At 73.4% G+C, this 23,389-nt stretch carries 22 protein-coding genes; 7 read left to right on the top strand and 15 right to left on the bottom strand.

Going from position 1 to position 23,389, the window contains the following annotated elements; translation table 11 throughout:
• Positions 1–212 precede the first annotated feature (212 nt).
• The 9 genes from otsB to O2V63_RS14190 all read right to left on the bottom strand — a co-directional run bounded on the left by otsB (position 213) and on the right by O2V63_RS14190 (position 8,795).
• Positions 213–956: a trehalose-phosphatase gene (gene otsB / locus O2V63_RS14230; RefSeq protein WP_269168217.1), complete on the bottom strand. Its 744-nt coding sequence runs from the start codon at positions 954–956 to the stop codon at positions 213–215.
• Complete coding sequence (locus O2V63_RS14225) at positions 953–2,344, bottom strand: alpha,alpha-trehalose-phosphate synthase (UDP-forming) (protein WP_269168216.1); 1,392 nt, start codon at positions 2,342–2,344, stop codon at positions 953–955. Before O2V63_RS14225 ends, otsB begins: the two co-directional genes overlap by 4 nt.
• 80 nt (positions 2,345–2,424) lie before the next feature.
• Positions 2,425–2,778, bottom strand: a complete 354-nt coding sequence (locus O2V63_RS14220; protein ID WP_269168215.1) for a fluoride efflux transporter FluC — start codon at positions 2,776–2,778, stop codon at positions 2,425–2,427.
• On the bottom strand, positions 2,775–3,158 hold the full coding sequence (gene crcB / locus O2V63_RS14215) for a fluoride efflux transporter CrcB (protein ID WP_269168656.1): 384 nt from the start codon (positions 3,156–3,158) through the stop codon (positions 2,775–2,777). The genes O2V63_RS14220 and crcB overlap by 4 nt, the downstream gene beginning before the upstream one ends.
• The gene (ngg, locus tag O2V63_RS14210) at positions 3,155–4,921 is read right to left on the bottom strand and encodes an N-acetylglutaminylglutamine synthetase (RefSeq protein ID WP_269168214.1); all 1,767 of its coding nucleotides are present in this window, start codon (positions 4,919–4,921) and stop codon (positions 3,155–3,157) included. Before ngg ends, crcB begins: the two co-directional genes overlap by 4 nt.
• Positions 4,922–5,014: 93 nt before the next feature.
• The gene (locus O2V63_RS14205) at positions 5,015–5,773 is read right to left on the bottom strand and encodes an iron ABC transporter ATP-binding protein (protein ID WP_269168213.1); all 759 of its coding nucleotides are present in this window, start codon (positions 5,771–5,773) and stop codon (positions 5,015–5,017) included.
• A gap of 13 nt (positions 5,774–5,786) precedes the next feature.
• Complete coding sequence (locus O2V63_RS14200; RefSeq protein WP_269168212.1) at positions 5,787–6,797, bottom strand: iron chelate uptake ABC transporter family permease subunit; 1,011 nt, start codon at positions 6,795–6,797, stop codon at positions 5,787–5,789.
• A complete protein-coding gene (locus tag O2V63_RS14195; RefSeq protein ID WP_269168211.1) occupies positions 6,797–7,822 on the bottom strand; it encodes an ABC transporter permease in 1,026 nt (341 codons plus the stop codon). The genes O2V63_RS14200 and O2V63_RS14195 overlap by 1 nt, the downstream gene beginning before the upstream one ends.
• A 7-nt stretch (positions 7,823–7,829) precedes the next feature.
• Complete coding sequence (locus O2V63_RS14190; protein WP_269168210.1) at positions 7,830–8,795, bottom strand: siderophore ABC transporter substrate-binding protein; 966 nt, start codon at positions 8,793–8,795, stop codon at positions 7,830–7,832.
• Between the two features lie 191 nt (positions 8,796–8,986).
• Between O2V63_RS14190 and O2V63_RS14185 the strand changes: the two genes are divergently transcribed.
• The 4 genes from O2V63_RS14185 (at position 8,987) to O2V63_RS14170 (ending at position 13,316) form a co-directional block, all read left to right on the top strand.
• A complete protein-coding gene (locus O2V63_RS14185) occupies positions 8,987–9,979 on the top strand; it encodes an aldo/keto reductase (protein ID WP_269168209.1) in 993 nt (330 codons plus the stop codon).
• Between the two features lie 54 nt (positions 9,980–10,033).
• A complete protein-coding gene (locus O2V63_RS14180; protein ID WP_269168208.1) occupies positions 10,034–10,399 on the top strand; it encodes a hypothetical protein in 366 nt (121 codons plus the stop codon).
• Entirely contained in the window at positions 10,392–10,922 is a 531-nt protein-coding gene (locus tag O2V63_RS14175; RefSeq protein ID WP_269168207.1) for a hypothetical protein, read from the top strand. The genes O2V63_RS14180 and O2V63_RS14175 overlap by 8 nt, the downstream gene beginning before the upstream one ends.
• A 75-nt stretch (positions 10,923–10,997) precedes the next feature.
• Entirely contained in the window at positions 10,998–13,316 is a 2,319-nt protein-coding gene (locus O2V63_RS14170) for a SpoIIE family protein phosphatase (RefSeq protein ID WP_269168206.1), read from the top strand.
• Here O2V63_RS14170 and O2V63_RS14165 read toward each other — a convergent pair.
• From O2V63_RS14165 to O2V63_RS14140, 6 genes are all read right to left on the bottom strand, one after another.
• Positions 13,313–13,561 carry a hypothetical protein gene (locus tag O2V63_RS14165; RefSeq protein WP_269168205.1) on the bottom strand — a complete coding sequence of 83 codons (249 nt, stop codon included), beginning with the start codon at positions 13,559–13,561 and terminating at the stop codon, positions 13,313–13,315. The genes O2V63_RS14170 and O2V63_RS14165 overlap by 4 nt on opposite strands.
• 158 nt (positions 13,562–13,719) lie before the next feature.
• Positions 13,720–14,244, bottom strand: coding sequence for a flavin reductase family protein (locus tag O2V63_RS14160; RefSeq protein WP_269168204.1), 525 nt, complete (start codon positions 14,242–14,244; stop codon positions 13,720–13,722).
• A gap of 47 nt (positions 14,245–14,291) precedes the next feature.
• Positions 14,292–15,233, bottom strand: a complete 942-nt coding sequence (locus tag O2V63_RS14155; protein WP_269168203.1) for a hydroxymethylglutaryl-CoA lyase — start codon at positions 15,231–15,233, stop codon at positions 14,292–14,294.
• A gap of 74 nt (positions 15,234–15,307) precedes the next feature.
• A complete protein-coding gene (locus O2V63_RS14150; protein ID WP_269168202.1) occupies positions 15,308–17,548 on the bottom strand; it encodes an MMPL family transporter in 2,241 nt (746 codons plus the stop codon).
• A 22-nt stretch (positions 17,549–17,570) separates the two neighbouring features.
• A complete protein-coding gene (locus O2V63_RS14145) occupies positions 17,571–18,197 on the bottom strand; it encodes a TetR/AcrR family transcriptional regulator (RefSeq protein ID WP_269168201.1) in 627 nt (208 codons plus the stop codon).
• A gap of 158 nt (positions 18,198–18,355) precedes the next feature.
• Positions 18,356–20,086: a glycerol-3-phosphate dehydrogenase/oxidase gene (locus O2V63_RS14140; protein ID WP_269168200.1), complete on the bottom strand. Its 1,731-nt coding sequence runs from the start codon at positions 20,084–20,086 to the stop codon at positions 18,356–18,358.
• A gap of 160 nt (positions 20,087–20,246) precedes the next feature.
• On the opposite strand from O2V63_RS14140, the gene O2V63_RS14135 reads away from it, so the two are divergent.
• From O2V63_RS14135 to O2V63_RS14125, 3 genes are all read left to right on the top strand, one after another.
• Positions 20,247–20,942, top strand: coding sequence for an IclR family transcriptional regulator (locus O2V63_RS14135; RefSeq protein WP_269168199.1), 696 nt, complete (start codon positions 20,247–20,249; stop codon positions 20,940–20,942).
• Positions 20,935–22,437, top strand: a complete 1,503-nt coding sequence (glpK, locus tag O2V63_RS14130) for a glycerol kinase GlpK (protein ID WP_269168198.1) — start codon at positions 20,935–20,937, stop codon at positions 22,435–22,437. The genes O2V63_RS14135 and glpK overlap by 8 nt, the downstream gene beginning before the upstream one ends.
• 159 nt (positions 22,438–22,596) lie before the next feature.
• Positions 22,597–23,334, top strand: a complete 738-nt coding sequence (locus tag O2V63_RS14125; RefSeq protein WP_269168197.1) for an MIP/aquaporin family protein — start codon at positions 22,597–22,599, stop codon at positions 23,332–23,334.
• Positions 23,335–23,389 lie beyond the last annotated feature (55 nt).

Below are 23,389 nucleotides of genomic sequence, written 5' to 3'. Positions count from 1 at the left end.
TTGCCATTCCATGGGTCTGAAATGGTGTTTCATGCCCATGTCGACAATGGCCGCGGATCAGCGTCCGACCTGGTCAGGACGCGAGACCACGGCGTGATGTGACGAATCGGCAGCCCCGGAGACGACTGTGACCGCCGACCCGGGAGGGCCGACGGTCACAGTGGGGGAGCAGGGGATGAGAACGGCCTGCTGAGGCCGGTGGGGCGACCGGTTCAGGCGCGCAGGGCCGCAGCCAACCGCTCGAGGACGGCGCGCACACCGTCCAGGTCGGGCACCCGGTGGACCGCGGCGGTGTCGCCGTCCCCGACCTTGACCGTCACGCCGTCCGGCGCCAGGGCGCGGAAGCCGTCCTCGTCGGTGACGTCGTCGCCGAGGTACAGCGCCCCCTGGGCGCCCAGCTCCGCGCGCAGCCGGAGCAGGGCCGACCCCTTGTCGGCATCGGTGACCGCCAGCTCCAGCACGTCCTTGCCCGGCTTGGCGGTGAGCGCAGGGTCGGCTCCCGGGCCGGCGGCGACGTCGGCGAGCAGCCGGTCGGCCGCCGCACGGTCGGCGACGGTGCGCACGTGCACCGCGGCACCGGCCGGCTTGTGCTCCAGCCGGGCACCGGGGACGGCCTCGACCAGCGGGGCGAGCGCCGCGGCGAGCTGGTCACGCCGGACGGCGAGGTCACCGGTGAGCGGCCCGTCGAACTCCGCGCCGTGACTGCCCACCCAGCGGAACGGCCCGGTCAGCCCGCTGGTCGCCTGCAGGTCGGCCACCCCGCGGCCGCTCACCAGCGCGACGGTCACCCCGTCGACGGCCGCCAGCCGGGCGAGCAGCTCGCCGACACCGGCCTCGGGCACCGCCGCGGCCGGGTCGTCCCGCAGCCGGGCCAGCACGCCGTCGTAGTCGCTGGCCAGCAGCAGCGGACGGCGTCCGGCCAGCTCGTCCAGCGCCTGGTCGAGGGCGGTCGTCATGCCTGCGCCTGCAGGGACTCGAAGAACGAGTTCGCCCAGTGGTCGAGGTCGTGCTTGGTGACGTACCGGCGCATCGCCTTCATCCGCTTCGCGCTCTCGGCCGGCTCCATCCGCAGCGCGCGCAGCAGCTGCGCCTTCACCCCGGTGATGTCGTGCGGGTTGACCAGCAGCGCCTGCTTGAGCTCGGCGGCGGCTCCGGCGAACTCGCTCAGCACCAGCACGCCGCGGTCGTCACCGCGGGCGGCGACGTACTCCTTGGCGACCAGGTTCATCCCGTCGCGGTAGGGCGTGACCAGCATGACGTCGGCCGCGCGGTACATCGCGGCCAGCTCCTCGCGGGGCATCGACTGGTTGAAGTAGTGCACGGCCGGCCCGGCCATCGAGCCGTAGACGCCGTTGATGTGCCCGACCTGCTGCTCGATGGTCTCGCGCATCGTCACGTAGTGCTCGACCCGCTCGCGGCTGGGGGTGGCCACCTGCACGAGGACCGTCGACGGGGCCTCCAGGGCGCCGTCCTCGAGCAGCTCCTCGAACGCCTCCAGGCGCACCCCGATGCCCTTGGTGTAGTCGAGCCGGTCGACGCCGAGGACGATCTTGTCCGGCTGGCCCAGCTCCTCGCGGATCTCCGCGGCCCGGGCCAGCACCTCCGGGGTGCGGGCGAGCTCGTCGAAGGCGGCCACGTCGATGGAGATCGGGAACGCCTTGGCGGTGACCGTGCGGCCCTCGTAGGAGATGGTGTTGCCCTTGCACTGCAGGTCGTGCAGCCGCCGGGCGAGGTTGACGAAGTTGCTGGCCGCCGACGGCTGCTGGAAGCCGATCAGGTCGGCGCCGAGCAGCCCCTCGATGATCGCCGAGCGCCACGGCAGCTGGGTGAACAGCTCGTAGGGCGGGAACGGGATGTGCAGGAAGAAGCCGATGGTCAGGTCGGGGCGCTGCTGCCGCAGCATGGCCGGCACCAGCTGCAGCTGGTAGTCGTGCACCCAGACGATCGCGCCCTCGGCAGCCACCTCGGCGGCCCGGTCGGCGAACCGCTTGTTGACCTGGACGTAGGCGTCCCACCACTTGCGGTGGTACTCCGGCTTCTCGACGACGTCGTGGTACAGCGGCCACAGCGAGGCGTTGGAGAACCCCTCGTAGTAGCGGTCCACCTCCTCCTCCGACAACGGCACCGGCACCAGCGACATGCCGCCGGACTCGAAGGGCTCGGGGGCGTCGCCCGCTGCGCCCGACCAGCCGACCCAGGCGCCGCCGCGACCGGCGACGAAGGGCTCCAGCGCGGTGACCAGGCCGCCGGGGCTGCGCTGGTAGCGCGTCGTCCCGTCGGGGTCGGTCACCTGGTCGACGGGCAGGCGGTTCGCCACCACCACCACCGGGCTGTCGGCCTCCACCTGGTCTCCTCCGGTGCGCGTTGATCCACTCATCCCGCGCTGACCCTAGGCGACACGGCCCCTCGGGCGCTCACCGCAGTTCAGCGGGAGAGCAGGAAACCGGCCGCCGCGGCGCCCAGCCCGAGCAGCAGGGAGGCGGCGACGTAGCCGAGCGACCGCAGGACGGCGCGCTCCTCCACCAGCCGGACGACGTCCCAGCCGAAGGTGGAGAAGGTGGTGAGGGTGCCGCAGAAACCGGTGCCCACCAGCGCCAGGACGGCGGGGGAGACGTCGGACCGGCCCAGCAGCACGCCGAGGACGGCGCTGCCCAGCACGTTGACCGTCAGCGTCCCCAGCACGCTGCCCGGGCCCCGGCGGGCGGTGGCCACCCGGTCGGCGAGGAGCCGCAGCGGTGCACCGGCCAGGGCCCCCAGCGCCACCCACAGCGCCGTCACGGCCGGCCCACCACCGCGCGGCCGGCGGTCAGCCCGGCGACCACCGCCAGCACGCCCCCGACGACCGAGACCAGCACGTAGCCGACGGCGAGGGCGACGGCGCCGGCCTCGGCCAGCTGCACGGTCTCGACCGCGAAGGTGGAGAACGTCGTGTACCCACCGAGCACCCCGGTGGCCAGGAACGGCCGCAGCCACCGGGAGTCCGGGCGTCGCGCCAGCAGGACCGCCAGCAGGCCGCCGATCAGCGCACACCCGGTGAGGTTGACCAGCAGCGTGGCCCACGGCCAGCTCCCGGCGGGGGAGGGGAGCGCGTCGGCCACGCTCCAGCGGGCCAGCGCACCGAGCGCCCCGCCGAGGGCGGCGGCGACGTAGCCGGTCAGCGGCTCGCCCCGTGCGTCTCGGGGAACAGCAGGTCGACGAAGCGGGCCACGGTCGGCTGGGGCTCGTGGTTGGCCAGCCCGGGCCGCTCGTTGGCCTCGATGAACACGTGCTCGGGGCCCGCGACGTCCGGGACCATGAAGTCCAGCCCGGTCACCGGGATGCCGATGGCCCGGCTGGCCCGCACGGCCGCCGCCGCGATGTCGGGGTGCAGCCGGTCGGTGACGTCGTCGATCGTGCCGCCGGTGTGCAGGTTCGCCGTCCGCCGCACCCGCAGCCGCTCGCCGCGGGGGAGGACGTCGTCCAGGGTGTGCCCGGCGGCGGCGACCACCTCGGTGGTGGCGTCGTCCAGCGGGATGCTCGACTCCCCGCCGGTGGCCCGCTGCCGGCGGCGGCTGGTCTCCCGGACCAGCGCGGCGACGTCCTGCCGGCCGTCGCCGACCACCTCGGCCGGCCGGCGGAGCGCAGCGGCGACCACCCGGTGGTCGATCACCACGACCCGCAGGTCGTCCCCGGCGACGAGCTCCTCGACCAGGACGTCGGGGCAGTACTGCACGGCGAGCGCGAGGGCCCGCTCCAGCGCCGGCTCGTCGCGGACGCCCACGGTGATGCCCTTGCCCTGCTCCCCGCGCGCGGGCTTGACCACCACGGCGCCGCAGTCGGCCAGCAGCTGCCGGGCGGGTGTGTCCGCGCCGTCGGCCACCACGGCGCCGCGGGGCACCCGGACCCCGGCCCGGTCCATGATCCGGCGGGTCACCCGCTTGTCGTCGCACCGGCTCATCGCCACCGCGGAGGTGAACTCCGACAGCGACTCCCGGGTCAGCACCGTGCGCCCGCCGAGTGCCAGCCGCAGCTCACCGAAGGCGGCATCGGTGACCTCCACCCGGATCCCGCGGCGCAGTGCCTCGTCGGCGATGATCCGCGCGTAGGGGTTGAGCTCGTTCAGGCCGGGCGGGGGAGCGGCGAACAGCGGGGTGTTGATCGGGTTCTTCCGCTTGACGCAGACCGCGGAGATCCGGGAGAAGCCCAGCTTGCGGTAGAGCGCGATCGCCGCGCGGTTGTCGTGCATGACCGAGAGGTCCAGGTGTGCCCGGCCCCGCGCCGCGTAGCGCTCGGCCAGCACCCGCACCAGCGCCTCGCCGGCGCCCGCCGGGGCGTCCTGCGCGTCGACGGCCAGGCACCACAGGCTGGCGCCGCGGTCGGGGTCGCCGAGCGCCAGCTCGTGGTCGACGCCGGTGACCGTGCCGATGACCTGCCCGGTGCGGGTGTCCTCGGCGACCAGGTAGGTGAAGGTGCGGGTGCGGTGGTTGCGCCACATGGTGGCGGGGTCGCCGGTGACCATGCCGGCGCGGGCGTAGAGCTCGTTGATCCGGTCCATCTCGGCCGCGGAGGTCACCGTGCGCACGAAGACCCCGCGGATGACCTCCTCCCGCGGGCGGTAGCGGTGCAACGGCAACCGGTAGACGAAGGACGGGTCGATGAAGAGCTCGTCCGGCGCCATCCCGACCAGCACCTGCGGGTCCCAGGGGTAGACGCAGATGTCCCGCCGCCCGGACTCCTCGGCCCGCAGCGCGGCGAGCACGCCGGAGAGGTCGTCGAAGGTCTGGCCGAACACCAGCCGGCCCCAGCCCATGTCCAGGACGACGTCGTCCTGCATGCCCGCGCGCTCGTGCGCTGCGGGCCGTTGCCAGGAACGGCTGCTGAACGCCGCGCCGACCTCGCGACGGGTGCGGTGGCCGGCCAACCTCCGGGGTGCGCTGGTCACCGGTCCACCGTAGGCGACCGACGTTTCCGGTCGGTTCCACGTGGAACCGGGGGGCCGTCGGTGGCCGCGCCGGCTCCGCCGGGGCGGGGAGCGTCAAGACCAGAAGACGCCGACCCGCTGCCCGGCGATCTCGTGCACGTCGACCTCGACGTCGAAGACCTTCCGGAGGACTGCGGGCTCCATCAGCTCAGGCGTCGGCCCCTCGGCGACCACGTGTCCGTCGCGCATCGCCACGATCCGGTCGGAGTAGGCGGAGGCGAAGTTGATGTCGTGCACCACCAGGACCACCGTCTTGCCCAGCTCGGTGGCCATCCGGCGGAGCATCCGCATCATGCCGACGGCGTGCTTCATGTCCAGGTTGTTCAGGGGCTCGTCCAGGAGCACGTAGTCGGTGCCCTGGCACAGCACCATCGCCACGTAGGCCCGCTGCCGTTGGCCGCCGGAGAGCTGGTCCAGGTGCCGGTCGGCGAACGGCTCCAGGTCGAACCAGTCGATCGCCTCGTCGACCAGCCTGCGGTCCTCCGGCGTCAACCGGCCACCGCAGTGCGGGAACCGGCCGAACGCGACCAGCTCGCGCACGGTCAGCCGCACCGACATGGAGTTCTCCTGGCGCAGCACTGCCAGCCGGCGGGCGAGCTCCGGCCCCGGCGTCGTCCGCACGTCCAGCCCGTCGACGGTGACCCGGCCGGTGTCCGGCGCCAGCAACCTGGCCACGATCGACAGCAGCGTCGACTTCCCGGCGCCGTTGGCGCCGATGACCGAGGTGATCCCCCCGGCGGGGATCTCCAGGCTGACGTCGTCGACGACCCGGGTGTCGCCGTAGGACTTGGTCACGTTCTCGATGCGGATCACAGGCCGTGCCCTCTCATTGGCGGGGCTCCCGGGTGAGCAGGGCGATGAAGACGATGCCGCCCACGAAGTTGATGACGATCGACAGGCTGGAGTTGAAGCCGAAGACCTGCTCGAGCACCAGCTGCCCGCCGATCAGCGCGATCACCGCCAGCAGGCTGGCCCCGGGCACCGTCCAGGCGTGCCGATGGGTGCCCAGCAGCTGGCGGGCCAGGTTGGCGACCAGCAGCCCGAGGAACGTGAGCGGCCCGACCAGCGCGGTGGACACCCCGACCAGCACGGCCATCGCCAGCAGCGCCTGGTTGACCACCCGGCGGTGCTCGACCCCGAGCCCGATCGCGGTGTCCTGGCCCAGGGCGACGACGTCCAGCTGCGGCAGCAGCCGCACCACGCCGAGCAGCACGGCCGCCAGGATGACCGCGGTCAGGGTGAGGAGCTGGGTGTCGATGCCGTTGAAGCTGGCGAACAGCAGGTCCTGCAGGGTGATGAACTCGTTCGGGTCGATCAGCCGGGACACCAGCAGCGTCAGGCTGGTGAACAGGGTGCCGAGCACCACGCCGACGAGCACCAGCACATAGAGGTCCCGCTGACTGCGGCCGAACAGCAGCCGGTGGAGCAGCGCCCCGAACCCGACGAGCAGGACCAGGTCGACGGCGAAGCGCAGCCGCACGTCGGCCCCGCTGATCACCGCGGCCCCGAACCAGAAGACCCCGGCGGTCTGGATGAGCACGAACAGCGAGTCGAACCCCATGATCGACGGGGTCAGGATGCGGTTGTTCGTCACCGTCTGGAACAGCACGGTCGCGACGGCCACGGCGATGCCCACGACGACCATGGCGGCGAGCCGGCGGCTGCGCATCCGGAGGGCGAACTCCCACGAGCCGGCGACGCCCACGGTCAGGAACAGCCCGGCCAGGACGAGCGCCAGTGCGCCGAGGAGCAGCAGCACCCGCCGGCGGCGCACGGCACGCTGGTGCTCGGTCGCGATGCCGTCGCGGCGCGGGGAGGAGCGGACGGGGGCGGCCATCAGGCCCCCCTGCCCCGGGCGCGGAGCAGCAGCGCGACGAACAGCGCCCCACCGACCACGCCCACCACGCTGCCGACCGGGATCTCGTAGGGGTACCGCAGCGTGCGGCCGATGACGTCGCAGACCAGCACGAACGCCGCCCCGGCCAGCGCGGTGGCCGGCAGCACCCGACGCAGGTGGTCGCCCATCAGCATGGTGACCAGGTTGGGCACGACCAGGCCGAGGAAGGGGATCGACCCGACGGTGACCACGACGATCGCGGTCACCACCGAGACGATGACCAGCCCGGTGCGGACCACGCGGTCGTAGGCGATCCCGAGGTTGACCGCGAAGCTCTCCCCCATCCCGGCGACGGCGAACCGGTCGGCGAACACGTAGGCGACGACGGTCGCCGCGGCGACCGCCCACAGCAGCTCGTAGCGCCCGGACACCACACCGGAGAAGTCACCGTTGGTCCAGGCGTCCATGGTCTGCAGCAGGTCGAAGCGGTAGGCCAGGAACATCGCGACGGCGATGACGACGCCACCCAGCATGATCCCGACCAGCGGCACGACGATCATGTCGGTGAAGACCATCCTCCGCAGCAGGCGGAGGAAGACCCAGGTGCCGACCAGGGCGAACAGCACGGCGATGCCCATCTTGCCCAGCAGCGAGCTGCTGCCGAACCAGAGGGTGGCCACGACGATGCCCAGCCCGGCCCACTCGGTGGTGCCGGCGGTGTGCGGGGAGACGAAGCGGTTGCGGGTCAGCGTCATCATCACCAGCCCGGCCACCGCCATCGCCGACCCGGACAGCAGGATCGCCAGCAGTCGTGGCACCCGGGAGGCCAGGAAGACGCGGGCCTGCGCCTCGTCGGGATCCAGCAGGTCCAGCGGGGTGAGGTCGGTGACCCCGATGAACAGCGAGGCGAACGCGCCGGCCGCGACGAGGAGCAGGGCCAGAGCCAGCTGCCAGCGCTGCACGCCGCGGCGCCGCACCCCCTGGTCGGAGGGTGCGGCGTCGCGGGTGGTGAGGGTGTCGCTCATGCGGTGATCAGGCGCCGACGCTCTCGGCGATCTCCTCGACCATCCGCTCGACGTTCGGCAGCCCGTTCGGGGCGAGGTACCAGTCGGCGCCGTCCAGGTAGGTGACGGCGTCGTCGGACCAGGCGGTCGTGCTGCGCACCAGCTCGTTGTCCAGCACCGCCTGAGCGGCCGCGCCGGACTCACCGATCGTGGCGTCCCGGTCGATGACGTACAGCAGGTCCGGGTCCGTCTCGGCGATGTACTCGAAGGAGACGGCGTCACCGTGGGTGGAGTCGCTGAGGCCGTCGTCGGCCGGGGTGACCCCGAGGGTGTCGTGGATCAGCCCACCGAATCGGGACCCGGGGCCGTAGGCGCTGACCTCGCCGCCGGTGGTGAGCACGATCAGGCCCTCTCCGGCGCCCGCTGCCGCCTCGGAGACCTCGGACGCCCGCTCGTCGATCGCGTCGAGCCGCTCGGTCACGTCGTCCTCGGCGCCGAACACCTCGGCCAGCGCGATGGTGCGCTCGCGGAAGGAGGCCATGAAGTCGTTGTTGTCGACGCTCAGGTCGAGCGTCGGCGCGATCTCGGCGAGCTGCGGGTAGACCGCGGCAGACCGGCCGCCGACGATGATCAGGTCGGGCTCGAGGGCGTTGACCGCCTCGTAGTCGGGTTCGAAGAGCGAGCCGACCTTGGCGTACTCGTCGCCGCCGTACTCCGCCAGCGCCTCGGGGAAGCTGGCGTCAGGGACGCCGTCCACCTCGACGCCGAGGGAGTCGAGCGTGGAGAGCACACCCAGGTCGAAGACGACGACCGTCTCGGGGTCGACCGGCACGGTGGCCTCGCCCTGGGCGTGGGCGACGGTGACCTCGGCGGGAGCGTCGCTCGACTCGGTCGAGGCCGCAGCCTCTTCCTCGCCGCCACCGCAGGCGCCGAGGGCCAGCACGGCGGTCAGGGACAGGGCGGTCGCAGCCAGCGGCCGGGACGTACGGGACATGCGTGACTCCAGGGTCGGACACGTTGAGGAGAGGCTGCCCTCACTTAGGCCCGCCTAACCAATCAGCAGCACCGTCGTCTGTCACGGCGCCGTGACCCTTTCGTGACCGAACCGGCCAGATCTCCCACCCAGTGGGACCCGGTCGCCCACCGCGCGGGTTGCGGCCCCCGGTCAACGGGCAGGAGGGGGCCATGCAGACACGCATGCTCCGCGACCTCACCGTCTCCGCCCAGGGCCTGGGCTGCATGGGGATGAGCGAGTTCTACGGCACCGGCGACCAGGCCGAGGCCGAGCGCACCGTCCGGCGGGCCCTCGACCTCGGCGTCACCTTCCTCGACACGGCCGACATGTACGGCCCCTTCACGAACGAACGGCTCGTCGGCCAGGCCATCGCCGGCCGCCGCGACGAAGTGGTGCTGGCCACCAAGTTCGGCAACGAGCGCGCCGAGGACGGTTCCTTCATCCGGATCAACGGCCACGCCGAGTACGTGCACCGGGCCTGCGACGCCTCCCTGCAGCGGCTGGGCGTCGACGTCATCGACCTCTACTACCAGCACCGGGTCGACACGACCGTGCCGATCGAGGAGACCTGGGGCGCGCTCGCCGAGCTGGTGGAGGCGGGGAAGATCCGGTACGCCGGCATCTCCGAGGCCGCGCCCGACACCATCCGCCGGGCGCACGCCGTCCTCCCGATCACGGCGTTGCAGACCGAGTACTCGCTGTGGACCCGTGACCCGGAGGAGGACGGCGTACTGGCCACCTGCGCGGACCTGGGCATCGGCTTCGTCGCCTACTCGCCGATCGGCCGCGGCTTCCTCTCCGGGCAGATCCGCAGCGTCGACGACCTCGAGCCCGACGACTTCCGCCGGCGCAACCCCCGCTTCCAGGGCGAGGCGTTCGCCCGGAACCTGGAGCTCGTCGACCGGGTCCGCGAGCTCGCCGCGGCCAAGGGCGTCACCGCCACCCAGCTCGCCCTCGCCTGGGTGATGGCCCGGTCCGGCCGGGACGGCGCCCCGGCGGTCGTGCCGATCCCCGGCACCAAGCGGGTCCGCTACCTGGAGGAGAACGCGGCCGCCGCCGACGTCGTCCTCACCGACGACGACCTGCAGGCGCTCGACGAGGCCGCACCGGCCGGGGCCACGGCCGGCGACCGGTACCCGGACATGTCCACCGTGCACCGCTGATCCGGCCGCCGGGCAGGATGGGCACGTGCCACCCACCCTGACCGACTGCCGCCGGTGAGCACACCGCTCGTCGTCGCCGCGACCGTGGTCGCCGTCGTGCTGGCCGCCCTCGGGGGGCTGAGCACGGTGCTGCGCCGCCGGATCGGCACCGCCCACCTGGCCGGGGCCGTGCTGCTGGAGCTCCTGCTGCTGGTGCAGCTCGGCGTGGCGGTGTCCGCACTCGCCGGCGGCGACCGGCCCGAGGACCTGCCGACCTTCCTCGCCTACCTGATCAGCGTGGTGCTGTTGCCGGTGGCCGGCCTGCTGTGGGCCCGCTCGGAACCCACCCGCTGGGCAGGCACGGTGCTCGGGGTCGCCGCGCTGGCCGTCGCGGTGATGCTCTGGCGGCTGCTGGACCTCTGGGAGGTCACCGGTGGCTGACGAGGGTCGGGCCACCGGCGGCGGCGCGCTGGGCCGGCCGGCCCAGGAAGCGACGAGCGCCGCCCCGGGGACGACCCGCGGCCCCGGGCGGGTGCTGGTGGCGCTCTACGGGGTGTTCGCGCTCGCCGCGGGCGCCCGGGCGGCGGTGCAGCTGTCGACCCAGTTCGACGAGGCGCCGCTGGCCTACCTGCTGTCGGCCCTCGCCGCGGTGGTCTACGTGATCGCCACGATCGGGCTGGCCCGCGGCGGCCGCGGCGGCCGGCGCACCGCCGTGGTCTCCTGCTCGATCGAACTGGCCGGCGTCCTCGTGGTGGGCACGCTGTCGCTGCTGGACCCGGCGGCGTTCCCGGACGCCACCGTCTGGTCCGGCTACGGGCAGGGCTACGGGTACGTGCCCCTGCTGCTCCCGGTGCTCGGGCTGCTGTGGCTGCGCCACCAGTCCCGGGTCGCCCAGCCCCAAGCCCAAGCCCAGGCCCAGGCCCAGGCCCAGGCCCAGGACGACGGGCCCGACCGCACCGGGTGACCCGTGCGGGGGACGTCCTCCCGCCCAGCGGCGCTCTGTGGTGCGCAACCGAAGCTCCTCTCGTAACATCGCGCAGTGCCGTCCGACAGGCGACCGGTCCCGGTCCCCCGCGAAGCCGCCGCTGCACTGGCCGATGCCCTGCCGAGCAGCCCCGACCAGCCCGAGCAGACCCGCCAGCAGGCGTCGGTCGTCGGTGCCGCCGAGGCAGCGGTCTCCGGGACGGACAGCCAGCGGAGCGCCCAGGCCGCGCTGCCCGGGGTGCTCTCCGACGTCCCGGTCGCCGTCCTGGTCATCGACCAGACCGACGGCGCCGTCACCTACGCCAACGCCGCAGCCATCGAACTCGCCGGCAACGTGCGCCTGCCGGTCGCCATCGACACCTGGGGCGCCTCCGCGGGGCTCACCGACCTCTCCGGTGCACCGCTGGCGAAGAGCACCGGCCCGTTGTCCGACGTCGCCGCCGGGCGGTTGGTCGCCGGCGAGGCCGTCCGGCTCAGCCCCCGGGACAGCTCCAACGCCCAGCGCGCCGCCGACGCCGGAGACGACCCCGACCAGGTGCTGTGGGTCAGCGGTTTCCCGCTCTCCCGGGACGACAGCGAGCAACGGCTGTCGCTGGTGGTCTTCCTCGAGCTCGACGAGCCCGGCGACAGCAGGGACCCCGAGACGCAGCTGCAGACGCTGCGGGAACGCGCGGTCGTCGCCACCGACATCGCCTTCACCATCACCGACCCGCGGCAGGAGGACGACCCGCTGGTGTGGGTCAACCCCTCGTTCAGCCGGATCAGCGGTTACAGCTACGAGGAGAGCGTCGGCCGCAACTGCCGCTTCCTGCAGGGCCCGGCGACCGAGCGGAAGGCGATCGACGACCTCCGCCAGGCGCTGGGCGACGAGCAGCCGGTCACCACCACGCTGCTCAACTACCGCAAGGACGGCACGGCCTTCTGGAACCAGGTCTCGATCACGCCGGTGTTCGACGGCGAGGGCACGCTGGTCAGCTTCGTGGGCGTGCAGACCGACGTCACCGAGCGGGTCCGGGTCGAGGACGACCGCCAGGCCGCGTTCGCCGCCGAGCAGGCCGCCCGGCGGGACGCCGAGGAGGCCCACGCCGCCGCCGACGCCGCCCGGGTCGAGGCCGAGCAGGCACAGAGCCGGCTGGCGCTGATGGCCGAGGCCACCAGCACGCTCAGCGCGACCCTGGACATGGACGACCTGCTCGATCGGCTGGCCTCCCTCTGCGTCCCGCTGCTGGCCGACTGGGTGTTCCTCACCCTGGTGGACGAGCACGGCTCGGTCTCCGGCACCTCGGCCGCCCACCGGCGGGGGATGACCGAGGAGCTGCGCCGCTTCGCCGCGTTGCGCATCGCCGACCTGCCCGACGCCGCACCCATCCGGCGGGTGCTCCGGTCGAGCGAGCCGGTCCTGGTCCCGGAGATCACCGACGAGATCCTGCTCGCAGCAGCCCCCGACCCGGCGCTGCGTGCGGTGATGGCCGAGCTGGGCACCTCCTCGCAGCTCACCGTGCCGCTGGTCGCCCGCCGCCGCACGCTCGGGGCGCTCACCCTGGTCGCCGAGACCCAGGACCGGCGGTTCGGGACCGACGACGTCGACCTGGCCCGTGACCTCTCCCGTCGGGCCGCCATGGCGATGGACAACGTCCGCCTGTACCAGCAGGAGCACTCCGTCGCCGAGACGCTGCAGCGCTCGCTGCTGCCGCAGCTGCCGGCGATCCCCGGCGTCACGGCTGCGGCCCACTACCTCAGTGCTTCGAGCTCCGCCGACGTCGGTGGCGACTTCTACGACCTGCTCCACCTGCCCGACGGCAGCGTCGGCCTGGCCGTCGGGGACGTCGTCGGGCACGACGTCGCGGCAGCCGCGGCGATGGGCCACCTGCGCGGCCTGCTGCGGGCCTGCGCCTGGGACGCCGGTGACGGCGACCCGGGGGAGATCCTCGGCCGGGTCGACCGGCTGGTGCAGGGCCTGCACGTGGCCCCGATGGCGACGATGATCTACGGCCGGGTCGAGCGGCCCCGCACCGACGGGGAGCCCTGGCGCCTGCTGCTGGCCAACGCCGGGCACCCGCCGCTGCTGCTCCGCCACGTCGACGGCACGGTCGAGATGCTCGACGGGATCACCGGGATGCTGATCGGTGTCGACGTGACGCATCGGCGGCAGTCCCGCGCGGTGGAGATCCCGCCCGGGGCGACGCTGGTGGCCTACACCGACGGGCTGATCGAGCGGCCCGGCCAGGACATGGACCAGGGGATCGCTGCACTGGTCCAGCGACTCAGCGACGCCCCGGTCGACGACGACCCGGCAGCGCTGTGCCTGCACGCCGTCGGCACCGACCCGGACCGCCGCGACGACGTCGCGGTCATCGCCCTGCGGTTCGGCTAGCTGTACTGCTCCATGACGTTGTCGACGACGCAGAGCCGCCAGTAGGTGGCGTACCGATCGAGCGTTAGCCTGCGCGAATGGTCGAGCCAGGCGGGAGCGAGGAAGGCACCCTGAAGCAGGGGCACTACGTGCGAATACTCGCGCACGGCGATGACCAGGCGGACGGCAAGCCGCCCTTCGGCGTGGTCAGGGAGACTCTGCCCTACGGCGGGCTGTTGGTTGTACAGGTGGGCACTGGTCTCCACGTGTTCGCTCCCCGGGATCTGCAGCGGGTGTCCCCCGGGGACATCCCGCGAGACGCTCTCGCGGACATTCACTACCGCGCCGGACTCCCACCACCGGACCCCCATCCCGCACGGTAGATGCGGCTAGCGCGTGCCAGTAACGTCATGGCACAACACAGCTAGCTCTCCTCGGGGTCCAGCCGCGCCTGCTGGAGGCCGTAGGCGCCGCGGTGGAACAGCAGCGGCGTGCGGGAGGCGTCGGCGCCGAGGTCGAGCACCCGCGCCACGACGATCATGTGGTCGCCGCCGTCGTACTCGGCCCACAGCTCGCTGTCGATCCAGGCGACGACGTCGGCGAGCACGGGAGAGCCGTGCGGGCTGGGCGCCCACTGCACGCCGGCGTACTTGTCGGCGCCGGAGCGGGCGAACTGCCGGGACAGCCCGCTCTGCTCGTCGGCCAGGACGTTGACGCAGAACCGGCCCGCCTCCCGCAGCAGCGGCCAGGTGCGGGACGTGCGGGCCGGGGCGAAGGCGACCAGCGGCGGGTCCAGGGACAGTGAGCTGAACGACTGGCAGGTGAAGCCCACCGGGCCGTCGGCGGCCATCGCCGTCACCACGGTCACCCCGGAGACGAAGTGCCCGAGCACGTTCCGCATCACCGAGGGGTCGACCACTGCTGGGGGGACGTCCGCTCCTGGGTTCACACCGTCGATCCCATCACGCGCGACCCGGTGGGGCACCGTGCGACCGGTCACCCACCGCTGACCACCGCGCCGCGGGGCGCGTTGCGCCCACCGGCCCGGTACAGGGAGCTGGGCAGCTGATGACCGACGGCCCGCTCGGTGACCGCGGCCGCGGCGAGGACGGCGTCCAGGTCGATGCCGGTCGCCACGTCGGCGTCGGCCAGCCAGTAGACGAGCTCCTCGGTGGCGATGTTGCCGCTGGCGCCCGGCGCGAACGGGCACCCGCCCAGGCCGCCGACGGAGGCGTCGAGCTGGGTGACGCCGGCCTGCAGGGCCACCAGGGCGTTGGCCTGACCGGTGCCACGGGTGTCGTGGAAGTGCACGCCCAACGGCACACCCGGGCAGGCCCGGCGGACCTCGTCCAGCAGCCGGACCACGCGCGCCGGGGTGGTCGTGCCGATGGTGTCGCCCAGGCACAGCTGGTCGGCGCCGGCGGTGACCGCGGCCCGGGTGACGTCGACGGTGCGGGCCACCGGCGTCCGCCCGTCGAACGGGCAGTCCCAGGCCGTGGCGACGATGACCTCCAGCGAGCCACCGGCGCCGTGGGCGAGCTCGGCGATCTGCCCCACCGCGGCGACGGCCTCGGCGGTGGAGCGGCCGGCGTTGGCGCGGCTGTGCGAGTCGGCGGCGGAGACCACGTACTCCAGGTGCGCGATCCCCGCGTCGACCGCCCGGACCGCGCCCCGCGGGTTGGCCACCAGGGCGGAGAAGTGCACGCCGTCGAAGCGGTGCAGCTCCGCGGCGACCTGGTCGGCGTCGGCCAGGGCGGGCACCGCCTTCGGCGAGACGAAGGAGGTCACCTCGATCCGCCGGACGCCGGTGGCCACCAGCGACTCGAGCATGGCCAGCTTGGCGGCCAGGGGGACCGGGTCCTCCAGCTGGAGCCCGTCCCGCATCCCGACCTCACGGACGTCGACCGCCGTCGGCAGCACCAGGTCGAACTCGTTCACGCCAGGCCTCCTCGCCGTCGACCCCCATCCTGCTCCCCGGTCCCGGTTCCACGTGGAACCGGGACCGGGTGTGCTCAGCTGCCCACCGGCTCCGGGGTGCGCTCGGCCTCGACGGTCCGGCCGAGCTTGGCACCCTCGACGTCCAGGTCGGGCAGCAGCCGGTCCAGCCAGCGCGGCAGCCACCAGGCCGAGCGGCCCAGCAGCGCCAGCACCGCGGGCACCAGCGTCATCCGGACGACGAAGGCGTCCACCAGGACGCCGACCGCCAGCCCGAACGCGATCGCCTTGACGGTCACGTCCTCGATGGTCACGAAGCTGCCGAAGACCGAGAACATGATCAGCGCCGCCGCGACCACCACCCGGGAGGCGTGCCGCATGCCGGCGACCACCGCCACCCGCGGGGCCGCCCCGTGCACGAACTCCTCGCGCATCCGCGACACGAGGAAGACCTCGTAGTCCATCGCCAGGCCGAAGAGGACCGCCATCAGCAGGATCGGCATGAAGCTGATGACCGGTCCGGTGGCCGGCACGCCGAAGACGTCCATCAGCCAGCCCCACTGGAAGACCGCGACGACGGCGCCGAACGAGGCGCCCACCGACAGCAGGAAGCCCAGCGCGGCCTTGACCGGCACCAGGACCGAGCGGAAGACCAGCAGCAGCAGGACCAGCGCCAGGCCCACGACGACCAGGGTGAACGGCAACAGCGCGTTGCCCAGCCGGTCGGAGACGTCGATGGCGACGGCGGTCAGCCCGGTCACCGTCACGTCGGCGCCGGTGTCGGCCGCCAGGTCGTCCCCGAGGTCACGCAGCCCGGCCACGAGCGCGGTCGTCGCCTCGTCCTGCGGACCGCTCTCCGGCACCACCTGGACGATCGCGGCGGTGCCGTCGGCCAGCACCTGGGGGGCGGCGAAGGCGACGTCGTCCAGCCCACCGGTGAACTCCCCGGGCTGCCCGGTCGGCGTGCCACCGATCGCGGCGGCGGCCTGGCCCGCCGCCTGCTGGGCGGTCGCCGGGTCCAGCCCGTCGAGGAAGACGATGAGCGGGCCGTTGGCCCCGGGGCCGAAGAACTCGCTGACCGCGTCGTAGGCCTGGCGGGTGGTGCTCTCCTCGGGCGCCGTGCTGGCGTCGGGCAGGGCCAGGCGCAGCTGCAGCGCGGGGATCGCGATCACCAGCAGGCCGACGACCGTGACCAGCACGGTGAGCAGCGGCCGGCGGGTGACGAAGGCGCCCCAGCGGGCGCCACCGGTGCGCGCCGGTACACCGTCGTGCTCGGCGAGCGCGCGCTCGCGACGGTCGGCGCGGGACCCCGGCTTGGGCACCAGCCGGGAGCCGGCGAAGCCCAGCAGCGCGGGCAGCAGGGTGAGCGCGACCAGGACGGCGACCAGCACGGTCCCGGCGGCACCCAGGCCCATCACGGTGAGGAACGGGATGCCGACGACGGCGAGACCGGAGAGCGCGATGATCACGGTCAGGCCGGCGAAGACCACGGCGGACCCGGCCGTGCCGGCGGCCCGCCCCGCGGACTCCTCGGGTTCCATGCCGGCGGCCAGCTGGGAGCGGTGCCGGGACAGGATGAACAGCGTGTAGTCGATGCCGACCGCCAGGCCGATCATCAGCGCCAGCGTGGGGGCGGTCGAGGAGAGCGTGATCAGCCCGGACGTCGCCAGCAGCCCGGTGAGCCCGATGCCCACGCCGACCAGCGCGGTCAGCAGGTTCATGCCGGCGGCGAGCAGCGAGCCGAAGGTGATCACGAGGACCAGGACGGCGACCACGACGCCGATGAGCTCCAGGGGGCCGACGGTGACCGCCCCGGTGTTGAAGGCGGCCCCGCCGACCTCGACCTCCAGGCCTGCGTCGGTGGCCGCGGTGGTGGCAGCCTGCAGGTCCTCCAGGGCGGTCTCGCCGAGTTCGGGACCCTGCACCGAGTACTGCACCGGCGCGAGGGCTGCGCGCCCGTCCGGGCTGATCGACTGGGTGGCGAAGGGGTCCTGCACCCCGGCGACCTGGTCGACCTGCCCGGCTGCGGCCACGGTCTCCGCGATCGCGGCGGCGTACTGCGGGTCGGCCACCGTGGCGCCCTCGGGGGCGACGAACACCAACTGCGCGCCGGCTCCGGCGGCTGCGGGGGAGACCTCGTCGAGCCGGTCCAGCGCGGCCTGGGACTCCGAGCCGGGGATGGTGAACTCGTCGTCGAACTCCCCGCCGATGGTGAGGAAGAGCGTCACGACGAGGCCGAGGACCGCGAGCCAGGCCACGGAGAAGATCCCGCGACGGCGATAGGCCGCGCGGCCGATCCGGTAGAGCAGGGTGGACATCGGTTCTCCTGGGTTCAGCCGGTCAGGGGGTGGTCGAGGGGCGCGACACCGCGCCGCGGACGAGGGAGAGCAGGGCGGTGCGGCGCAGGGGCTCGAGGTCACCCTGCGCGGTGAGCGACATGACGGTGAGCCCGCTGAGCAAGGCGGTGGCCGCCCCGATGAGGTCGGCGGCCGGCAGGGTGAAGGTCAGCCCTGCCTCGGCGGCCATCCGGTCGACGAGCTCGGCGAGCCGGCTGCCGAGCTGGTCGTCGTGCCGGCGCAGCACCTCGGCGGCCTCGGGGTTCCGGGCGGCGTGCAGCGTGTACTCGGTGACCACCAGGGCCCAGGTGCGGTCACAGCGGAAGGCACCCAGCACCCGGTCGACCGCGGCGGCGAGGGGGTCCGGCTCGTCGGCGAGGCCGGTGAGGAGCTCGGCGACCCGCGCGAGGTCCCGCTCGACCTCGCGGGTCATCAACGCCTCGAACAGCTCGTCCTTGGTCTTGAAGCTGGAGTAGAAGGCGCCGCGGGTGAGCCCGGCGCGACTGCAGATGTCCTCGACGCTGGCCGCGGCGAAGCCCTGCTCGGCGAAGGTCTCCAGGGCGGCGTCCAGCAGTCGCTCGACGGTCGCCTCGCGACGGCGCTTGGGCCGTTGCAGGTCGACGTCGGTCACGATGCAGGACTGTATTGGATACAGCCCTGCATCGACACGCGAGCTACGTCACGCCGGCCGGGCCGGCCAGGGTTCCTGACTGGCCCTGTGGGGACCTACCCGGCGGTCTGCCACCGGGTAGGTCCCCCTGGGATCAGGTCACCTGATCCCAGCGGGGCTCAGCCCAGGGCGCGGCCGACGGCGACGGCGCGGGTGTCCGGTGCGGCGACCCGGGCGGCGTCGGCCTCCTGGTCGTCGGCAGCCTCCTGCGAGCGCCGCTCGGCCTCCACCCGGGCGGTGTAGCTGTCCACCTCGCTGGCGATCCGCTCGTCGTCCCAGCCCAGCACCCCGGCCACGGCTCGGGCGACCGGCGCGGCGGAGTCGACCCCACGGTGCGGGGTCTCGATGGAGATCCGGGTGCGCCGGGCCAGCAGGTCGTCCAGGTGCAGCGCAGCCTCGTGCGCGGCCGACCACACCATCTCCACCATCAGGTACTCCTCGGCGCCGGGCACCGGCTCGAGCAGCTCGGGGGCGTCGGCGGCCAGGTCGAGCACCTCGGGGGTGAGCGACCCGAACCGGTTGAGCAGGTGCTCGGCGCGGAAGCGCGGGATGCCCCACCGGTCGGAGAGCCCGTCGAGGGAGTTGACCATCGCCGCGTAGCCCTCGGCGCCGACCAGCGGGATGTTCTCGGTGACGCTCGGCGGGACCCGGCGGGTGACGTCCTCGGCCACGGCGTCCACCGCGTCGGCGGCCATCGGCCGGTAGGTCGTGTACTTGCCGCCGGCGACGGCGATGACGCCGGGCATCGGCCGGGCCACGGCGTGCTCCCGGGAGAGCTGGCTGGTCGACTCCTGCTCACCGGACAGCAGCGGGCGCAGCCCGGCGTAGACCCCGGTGATGTCGGCGTGTGTGATCGGGACCGACAGCACCTCGTTGACGTGCTCGAGGATGTAGTCGATGTCGGCCTTGCTGGCGGCCGGGTGGGCCTTGTCCAGCTCCCAGTCGGTGTCGGTCGTCCCGATGATCCAGTGGCTGCCCCACGGGATCACGAACAGCACCGACTTCTCCGTGCGCAGGATCAGGCCGGCCTCGCCGTTGATCCGGTCGCGCGGGACGACGATGTGCACGCCCTTGCTGGCGCGCACGTGGAACCGGCCGCGGCCGCCGACCAGGGTCTGGACGTCGTCGGTCCACACCCCGGTGGCGTTGACGACCACCTCGCTGCAGACGTCGACCTCGTTCCCGGTCTCGACGTCGCGCACCTTCGCCCCGACCACCCGGCCACCGGCGTGCTCGAAGGAGACGACCTCGGCGGAGTTGAGCACGGTCGCCCCGTAGGCGGCGGCGGTGCGGGCCACGGTCAGGGTGTGCCGCGCGTCGTCGGCCTGGGCGTCGTAGTACCGGACGGCACCGACGAACGCGTCGGGCTTGAGGGCGGGGAACACCCGGCGGGCACCGGTGCGGGTCAGGTGCTTCTGCGCGGGCATCGGGTCCGACAGCGCGCCGAGCCGGGCCAGCCCGTCGTAGAGCGCGAGCCCAGCGGTGACGTAGGGCCGCTCCCAGCCGCGGTGGGTGAGCGGGTAGAGGAAGGGCACCGGCTTGACCAGGTGCGGGGCGATCCGGTTGACCGAGAGGTCGCGCTCGTGCAGCGCCTCCCGCACCAGCCCGAAGTCGAACTGCTCGAGGTAGCGCAGTCCGCCGTGGAACAGCTTGGAGGAGCGCGAGGAGGTGCCGCTGGCGAAGTCGCGGGCCTCGACCAGCGCCGTCTTGAGGCCGCGGGTGGCCGCGTCCAGCGCGACACCGGCGCCGGTCACCCCGCCGCCGATCACCAGGACCTCGAAGTCACCGGCCGCGAGGTCGGCCCAGGCCTGGGCGCGCTGTTCGGGGCCGAGTGGGCGGACTGCCGTCATTGCGAACTCCTCGGTACGGGCCATCGCCGACGACGGCGCACGATGCACCCACGGTAGGGCGGTGCGCGACGGACCGTCGACGGCCGCTGTCTGACATGGTCGGACAACTCACGTGCGCTGGGTCACCATCCGGGCCCGCGATGGCCTAGCGTCGGGCGCCGTGCCGGGCACCGTGCAGTCCATCGAGCGCGCAGCGGCGATCCTGCGCGTGGTGGCCGGCTCCGGCGGCACGCTGGGTGTCACCGACATCGCCGCGGCGGTCGGTCTGGCCAAGACGACTGCGCACAGCCTGCTCCGCACCCTGCTGCACGTCGGCTTCGTGGCGCAGGACCCGGCCACCGGCCGCTACGCGCTGGGCCCCGGGCTGCTCCGGCTGGGCACGTCCCTGGACGTCAACGAGCTGCGGGCCCGCTCCTCGAACTGGGCCGACGCCCTGGCCTCCCGCAGCGGGCAGGCGGTGCGGCTGGCCACCCTCGCCGGCACGGAGGTGGTCGTCGTCCACCACGTCTTCCGCCCCGACGACTCCGCGCAGGTGCTCGAGGTCGGCACCGCCCTCCCTGCGCACAACACCGCGCTGGGCAAGGTGCTGCTGGCGCACGGGGCCGCCCACCCGCCCGAGCTGGCCGAGGTGCGGGCCCAGGGCTGGGCGGCCGAGCGGGGCGAGCACGAGCCCGGGACGGGTGCGATCGCTGCACCCGTGCGCGCCGCGGGCGGGCTGGTGGTCGCCGCGCTGGGGGTCAGCGGGGCGCTGACCTCGCTGTTCGACGCCCGCGGCGTACCCCGCAGCCTGCTGCTGGCCATGGTCGTCGACGCCGCCCACGCCGTCTCCCGGGAGCTGGGGCACGGCGGTGGCTGACCGCTACGTGCTGGCCGTCGACCAGGGGACGACGTCGACGCGGTCGCTGGTGTTCGACCGGGGCGGCCGGATGGTCGCCGTCCGCCAGCGTGAGCACCACCAGTACTTCCCCCGCCCCGGCTGGGTGGAGCACGACCCGATGGAGATCTGGGCGAACACCCAGCGGACCGCCGCGCAGGTGCTCGGCGACGTGCCCGACGCCGGGGACGTCGTGGCGCTGGGCATCGCCAACCAGCGGGAGACCACCGTGGTCTGGGACCGGGTCACCGGCCGGCCGGTGACCCGGGCGCTGGTCTGGCAGGACACCCGCACCGCCGACCTGGTGACGGAGCTGGCCGCCCGGCCCGACGCCGGCGTGGTCGCCGAGCGCAGCGGCATGGCGATCGCCGGCTACTTCTCCGGCCCGCGGCTGCGCTGGATCCTCGACCACGTGCCCCGCGCCCGGGAGCGCGCCGAACGCGGCGAGCTGCTGTTCGGCACCATGGAGACCTGGCTGATCTGGAACCTCACCGGCGGGCCGGACGGCGGGGTCCACGTCACCGACGTGACCAACGCCAGCCGCACCCTGCTGATGGACGTGCGCAGCTGCCGCTGGGACCCCGACCTGCTCGCCTTCTTCGACATCCCGGCGGAGATGCTGCCGGAGATCCGCCCCTCGGTCGGCGTCCTGGGCACGGCCACCGCGCTGAACCGGGCGCTGCCGATCGCGGGAGCGCTGGGCGACCAGCAGGCGGCGCTGTTCGGCCAGGCCTGTTTCGCCCCCGGCGAGGCCAAGTGCACCTACGGCACGGGCAGCTTCCTGCTGCAGAACACCGGCACCGAGCTGGTGCGCACCCGGTCCGGGTCGATCAGCACGGTGGCCTACCAGCTGGCCGGGGAGCCGGTCCGGTACGCGCTGGAGGGGTCGGTCGCCGTCGCCGGCGCACTGGTGCAGTGGCTGCGCGACGGGCTGGGCCTGATCAGCTCGGCCGCGGAGGTGGAGACCCTCGCCCGCACGGTCGGCGACAACGGCGGCTGCTACGTCGTCCCGGCGTTCTCCGGGCTGCTGGCGCCGCACTGGCGGGGGGAGGCCCGCGGCCTGGTGGCCGGGCTCACCTCCTACGTCACCAAGGGACACCTGGCCCGTGCGGTGCTGGAGGCCACCGGCTGGCAGACCCGCGACGTGGTGCAGGCGATGGCCGCCGACTCCGGCCTGTCGTTGCCGGCCCTGCGGGTGGACGGCGGGATGACCACCAACAACCTGCTCATGCAGTTCGTCGCCGACGCGCTGGACACCCCGGTGGTGCGGCCGATGGTGGGGGAGACGGTCTCCCTCGGGGCCGCCTACGCCGCCGGCCTGGCCGTGGGGGTGTGGTCGGACGTCGAGGCGCTGCGCCGGAACTGGCACCGGTCGGCGCAGTGGACGCCGACGCCGGAGCGGGCGCGGGCGCTGACCGCGGAGTACCCCCGCTGGGAACGTGCCGTGGAGCTGAGCATCGCCTGGGGAGCGCCCTGAGGTCGTCGTCCGACGATGTCGCACCGAGACTGTTGTCCAGCTCACAGTGCGCCTCCTACGGTCCTCGCACGACGGGACGCGTGGTGACCACCGCCACAGGCCCGTCCTGGATCAGCACGGCCCGCGATGCTGCGGGCCCGTCGTGAGGAGCGCCTACTCGTGGACACCGTCGGTCTCTGGACCGTCTTCGGCAGTGAAGTACTCGGCACCGGGATCCTGCTGCTGCTCGGCGTCGGCGTGGTCGCCAACGTCGTGCTGCCGAAGACCAACGGCAACAACAGCGGCTGGATCGTCATCATCTTCGGCTGGGGGCTCGCCGTCTTCGCCGGCGTCTTCGCCGGGGCGAGCTCCGGCGCGCACATCAACCCGGCCGTCACCGTCGGCCTGCTGGTCAGCGGCACCGACGAGTACGCCCCCGGCGTCGAGGTCAGCGTGACCAGCACGCTGGTGTACTTCGCCGGGCAGCTGGTCGGCGCCTTCATCGGCGCGGTCGTGGCCTACCTGGCCTACTACGGGCACTACAACGACCCGGAGGCCGCCGGCACCCAGCTGGGCACCTTCGCCACCGGCCCGGCCATCGGCACCGTCAAGGACAACGTGGTCACCGAGGTCGTCGGCACGTTCGTCCTCGTCTACATCATCCTGCGGTTCGGGGACACGCCCACCGAGATCGGCCCGCTCGCCGTCGCCCTGCTCGTCGTCGGCATCGGCGCCTCGCTCGGTGGCCCGACCGGCTACGCCATCAACCCGGCCCGTGACCTCGGGCCGCGCCTCGCCCACGCCGTCCTGCCGATCCGCGGCAAGGGCGACAGCAACTGGGGCTACGCCTGGGTGCCGATCGTCGGCCCGGTCATCGGCGCCGTCCTGGCCGGCCTGCTCTCGCACGTCAACGTCTGACCCGACCAGCCCGTCGGGGCCAAAGTCGCGATTTTGGCCCCTCCCGCATCCAGGA

It is taken from the genome of Modestobacter sp. VKM Ac-2977 (assembly GCF_026968045.1).
In the GTDB taxonomy this organism is placed as follows: domain Bacteria; phylum Actinomycetota; class Actinomycetes; order Mycobacteriales; family Geodermatophilaceae; genus Modestobacter.
Note: the sequence above shows the minus strand (reverse complement) of the source record. Positions and strands in the feature narration are given on the sequence as shown.

What these genes read in the sequence shown, in the direction of transcription:
- O2V63_RS14150 (WP_269168202.1), bottom strand. Translation starts at nt 17,548, where the DNA reads ATGTCCACCCTGCTCTACCGGATCGGCCGCGCGGCCTATCGCCGTCGC.
- O2V63_RS14200 (WP_269168212.1), bottom strand. Translation starts at nt 6,797, where the DNA reads ATGGCCGCCCCCGTCCGCTCCTCCCCGCGCCGCGACGGCATCGCGACC.
- otsB (WP_269168217.1), bottom strand. Translation starts at nt 956, where the DNA reads ATGACGACCGCCCTCGACCAGGCGCTGGACGAGCTGGCCGGACGCCGT.
- O2V63_RS14140 (WP_269168200.1), bottom strand. Translation starts at nt 20,086, where the DNA reads ATGACGGCAGTCCGCCCACTCGGCCCCGAACAGCGCGCCCAGGCCTGG.
- O2V63_RS14190 (WP_269168210.1), bottom strand. Translation starts at nt 8,795, where the DNA reads ATGTCCCGTACGTCCCGGCCGCTGGCTGCGACCGCCCTGTCCCTGACC.
- O2V63_RS14195 (WP_269168211.1), bottom strand. Translation starts at nt 7,822, where the DNA reads ATGAGCGACACCCTCACCACCCGCGACGCCGCACCCTCCGACCAGGGG.
- O2V63_RS14185 (WP_269168209.1), top strand. Translation starts at nt 8,987, where the DNA reads ATGCAGACACGCATGCTCCGCGACCTCACCGTCTCCGCCCAGGGCCTG.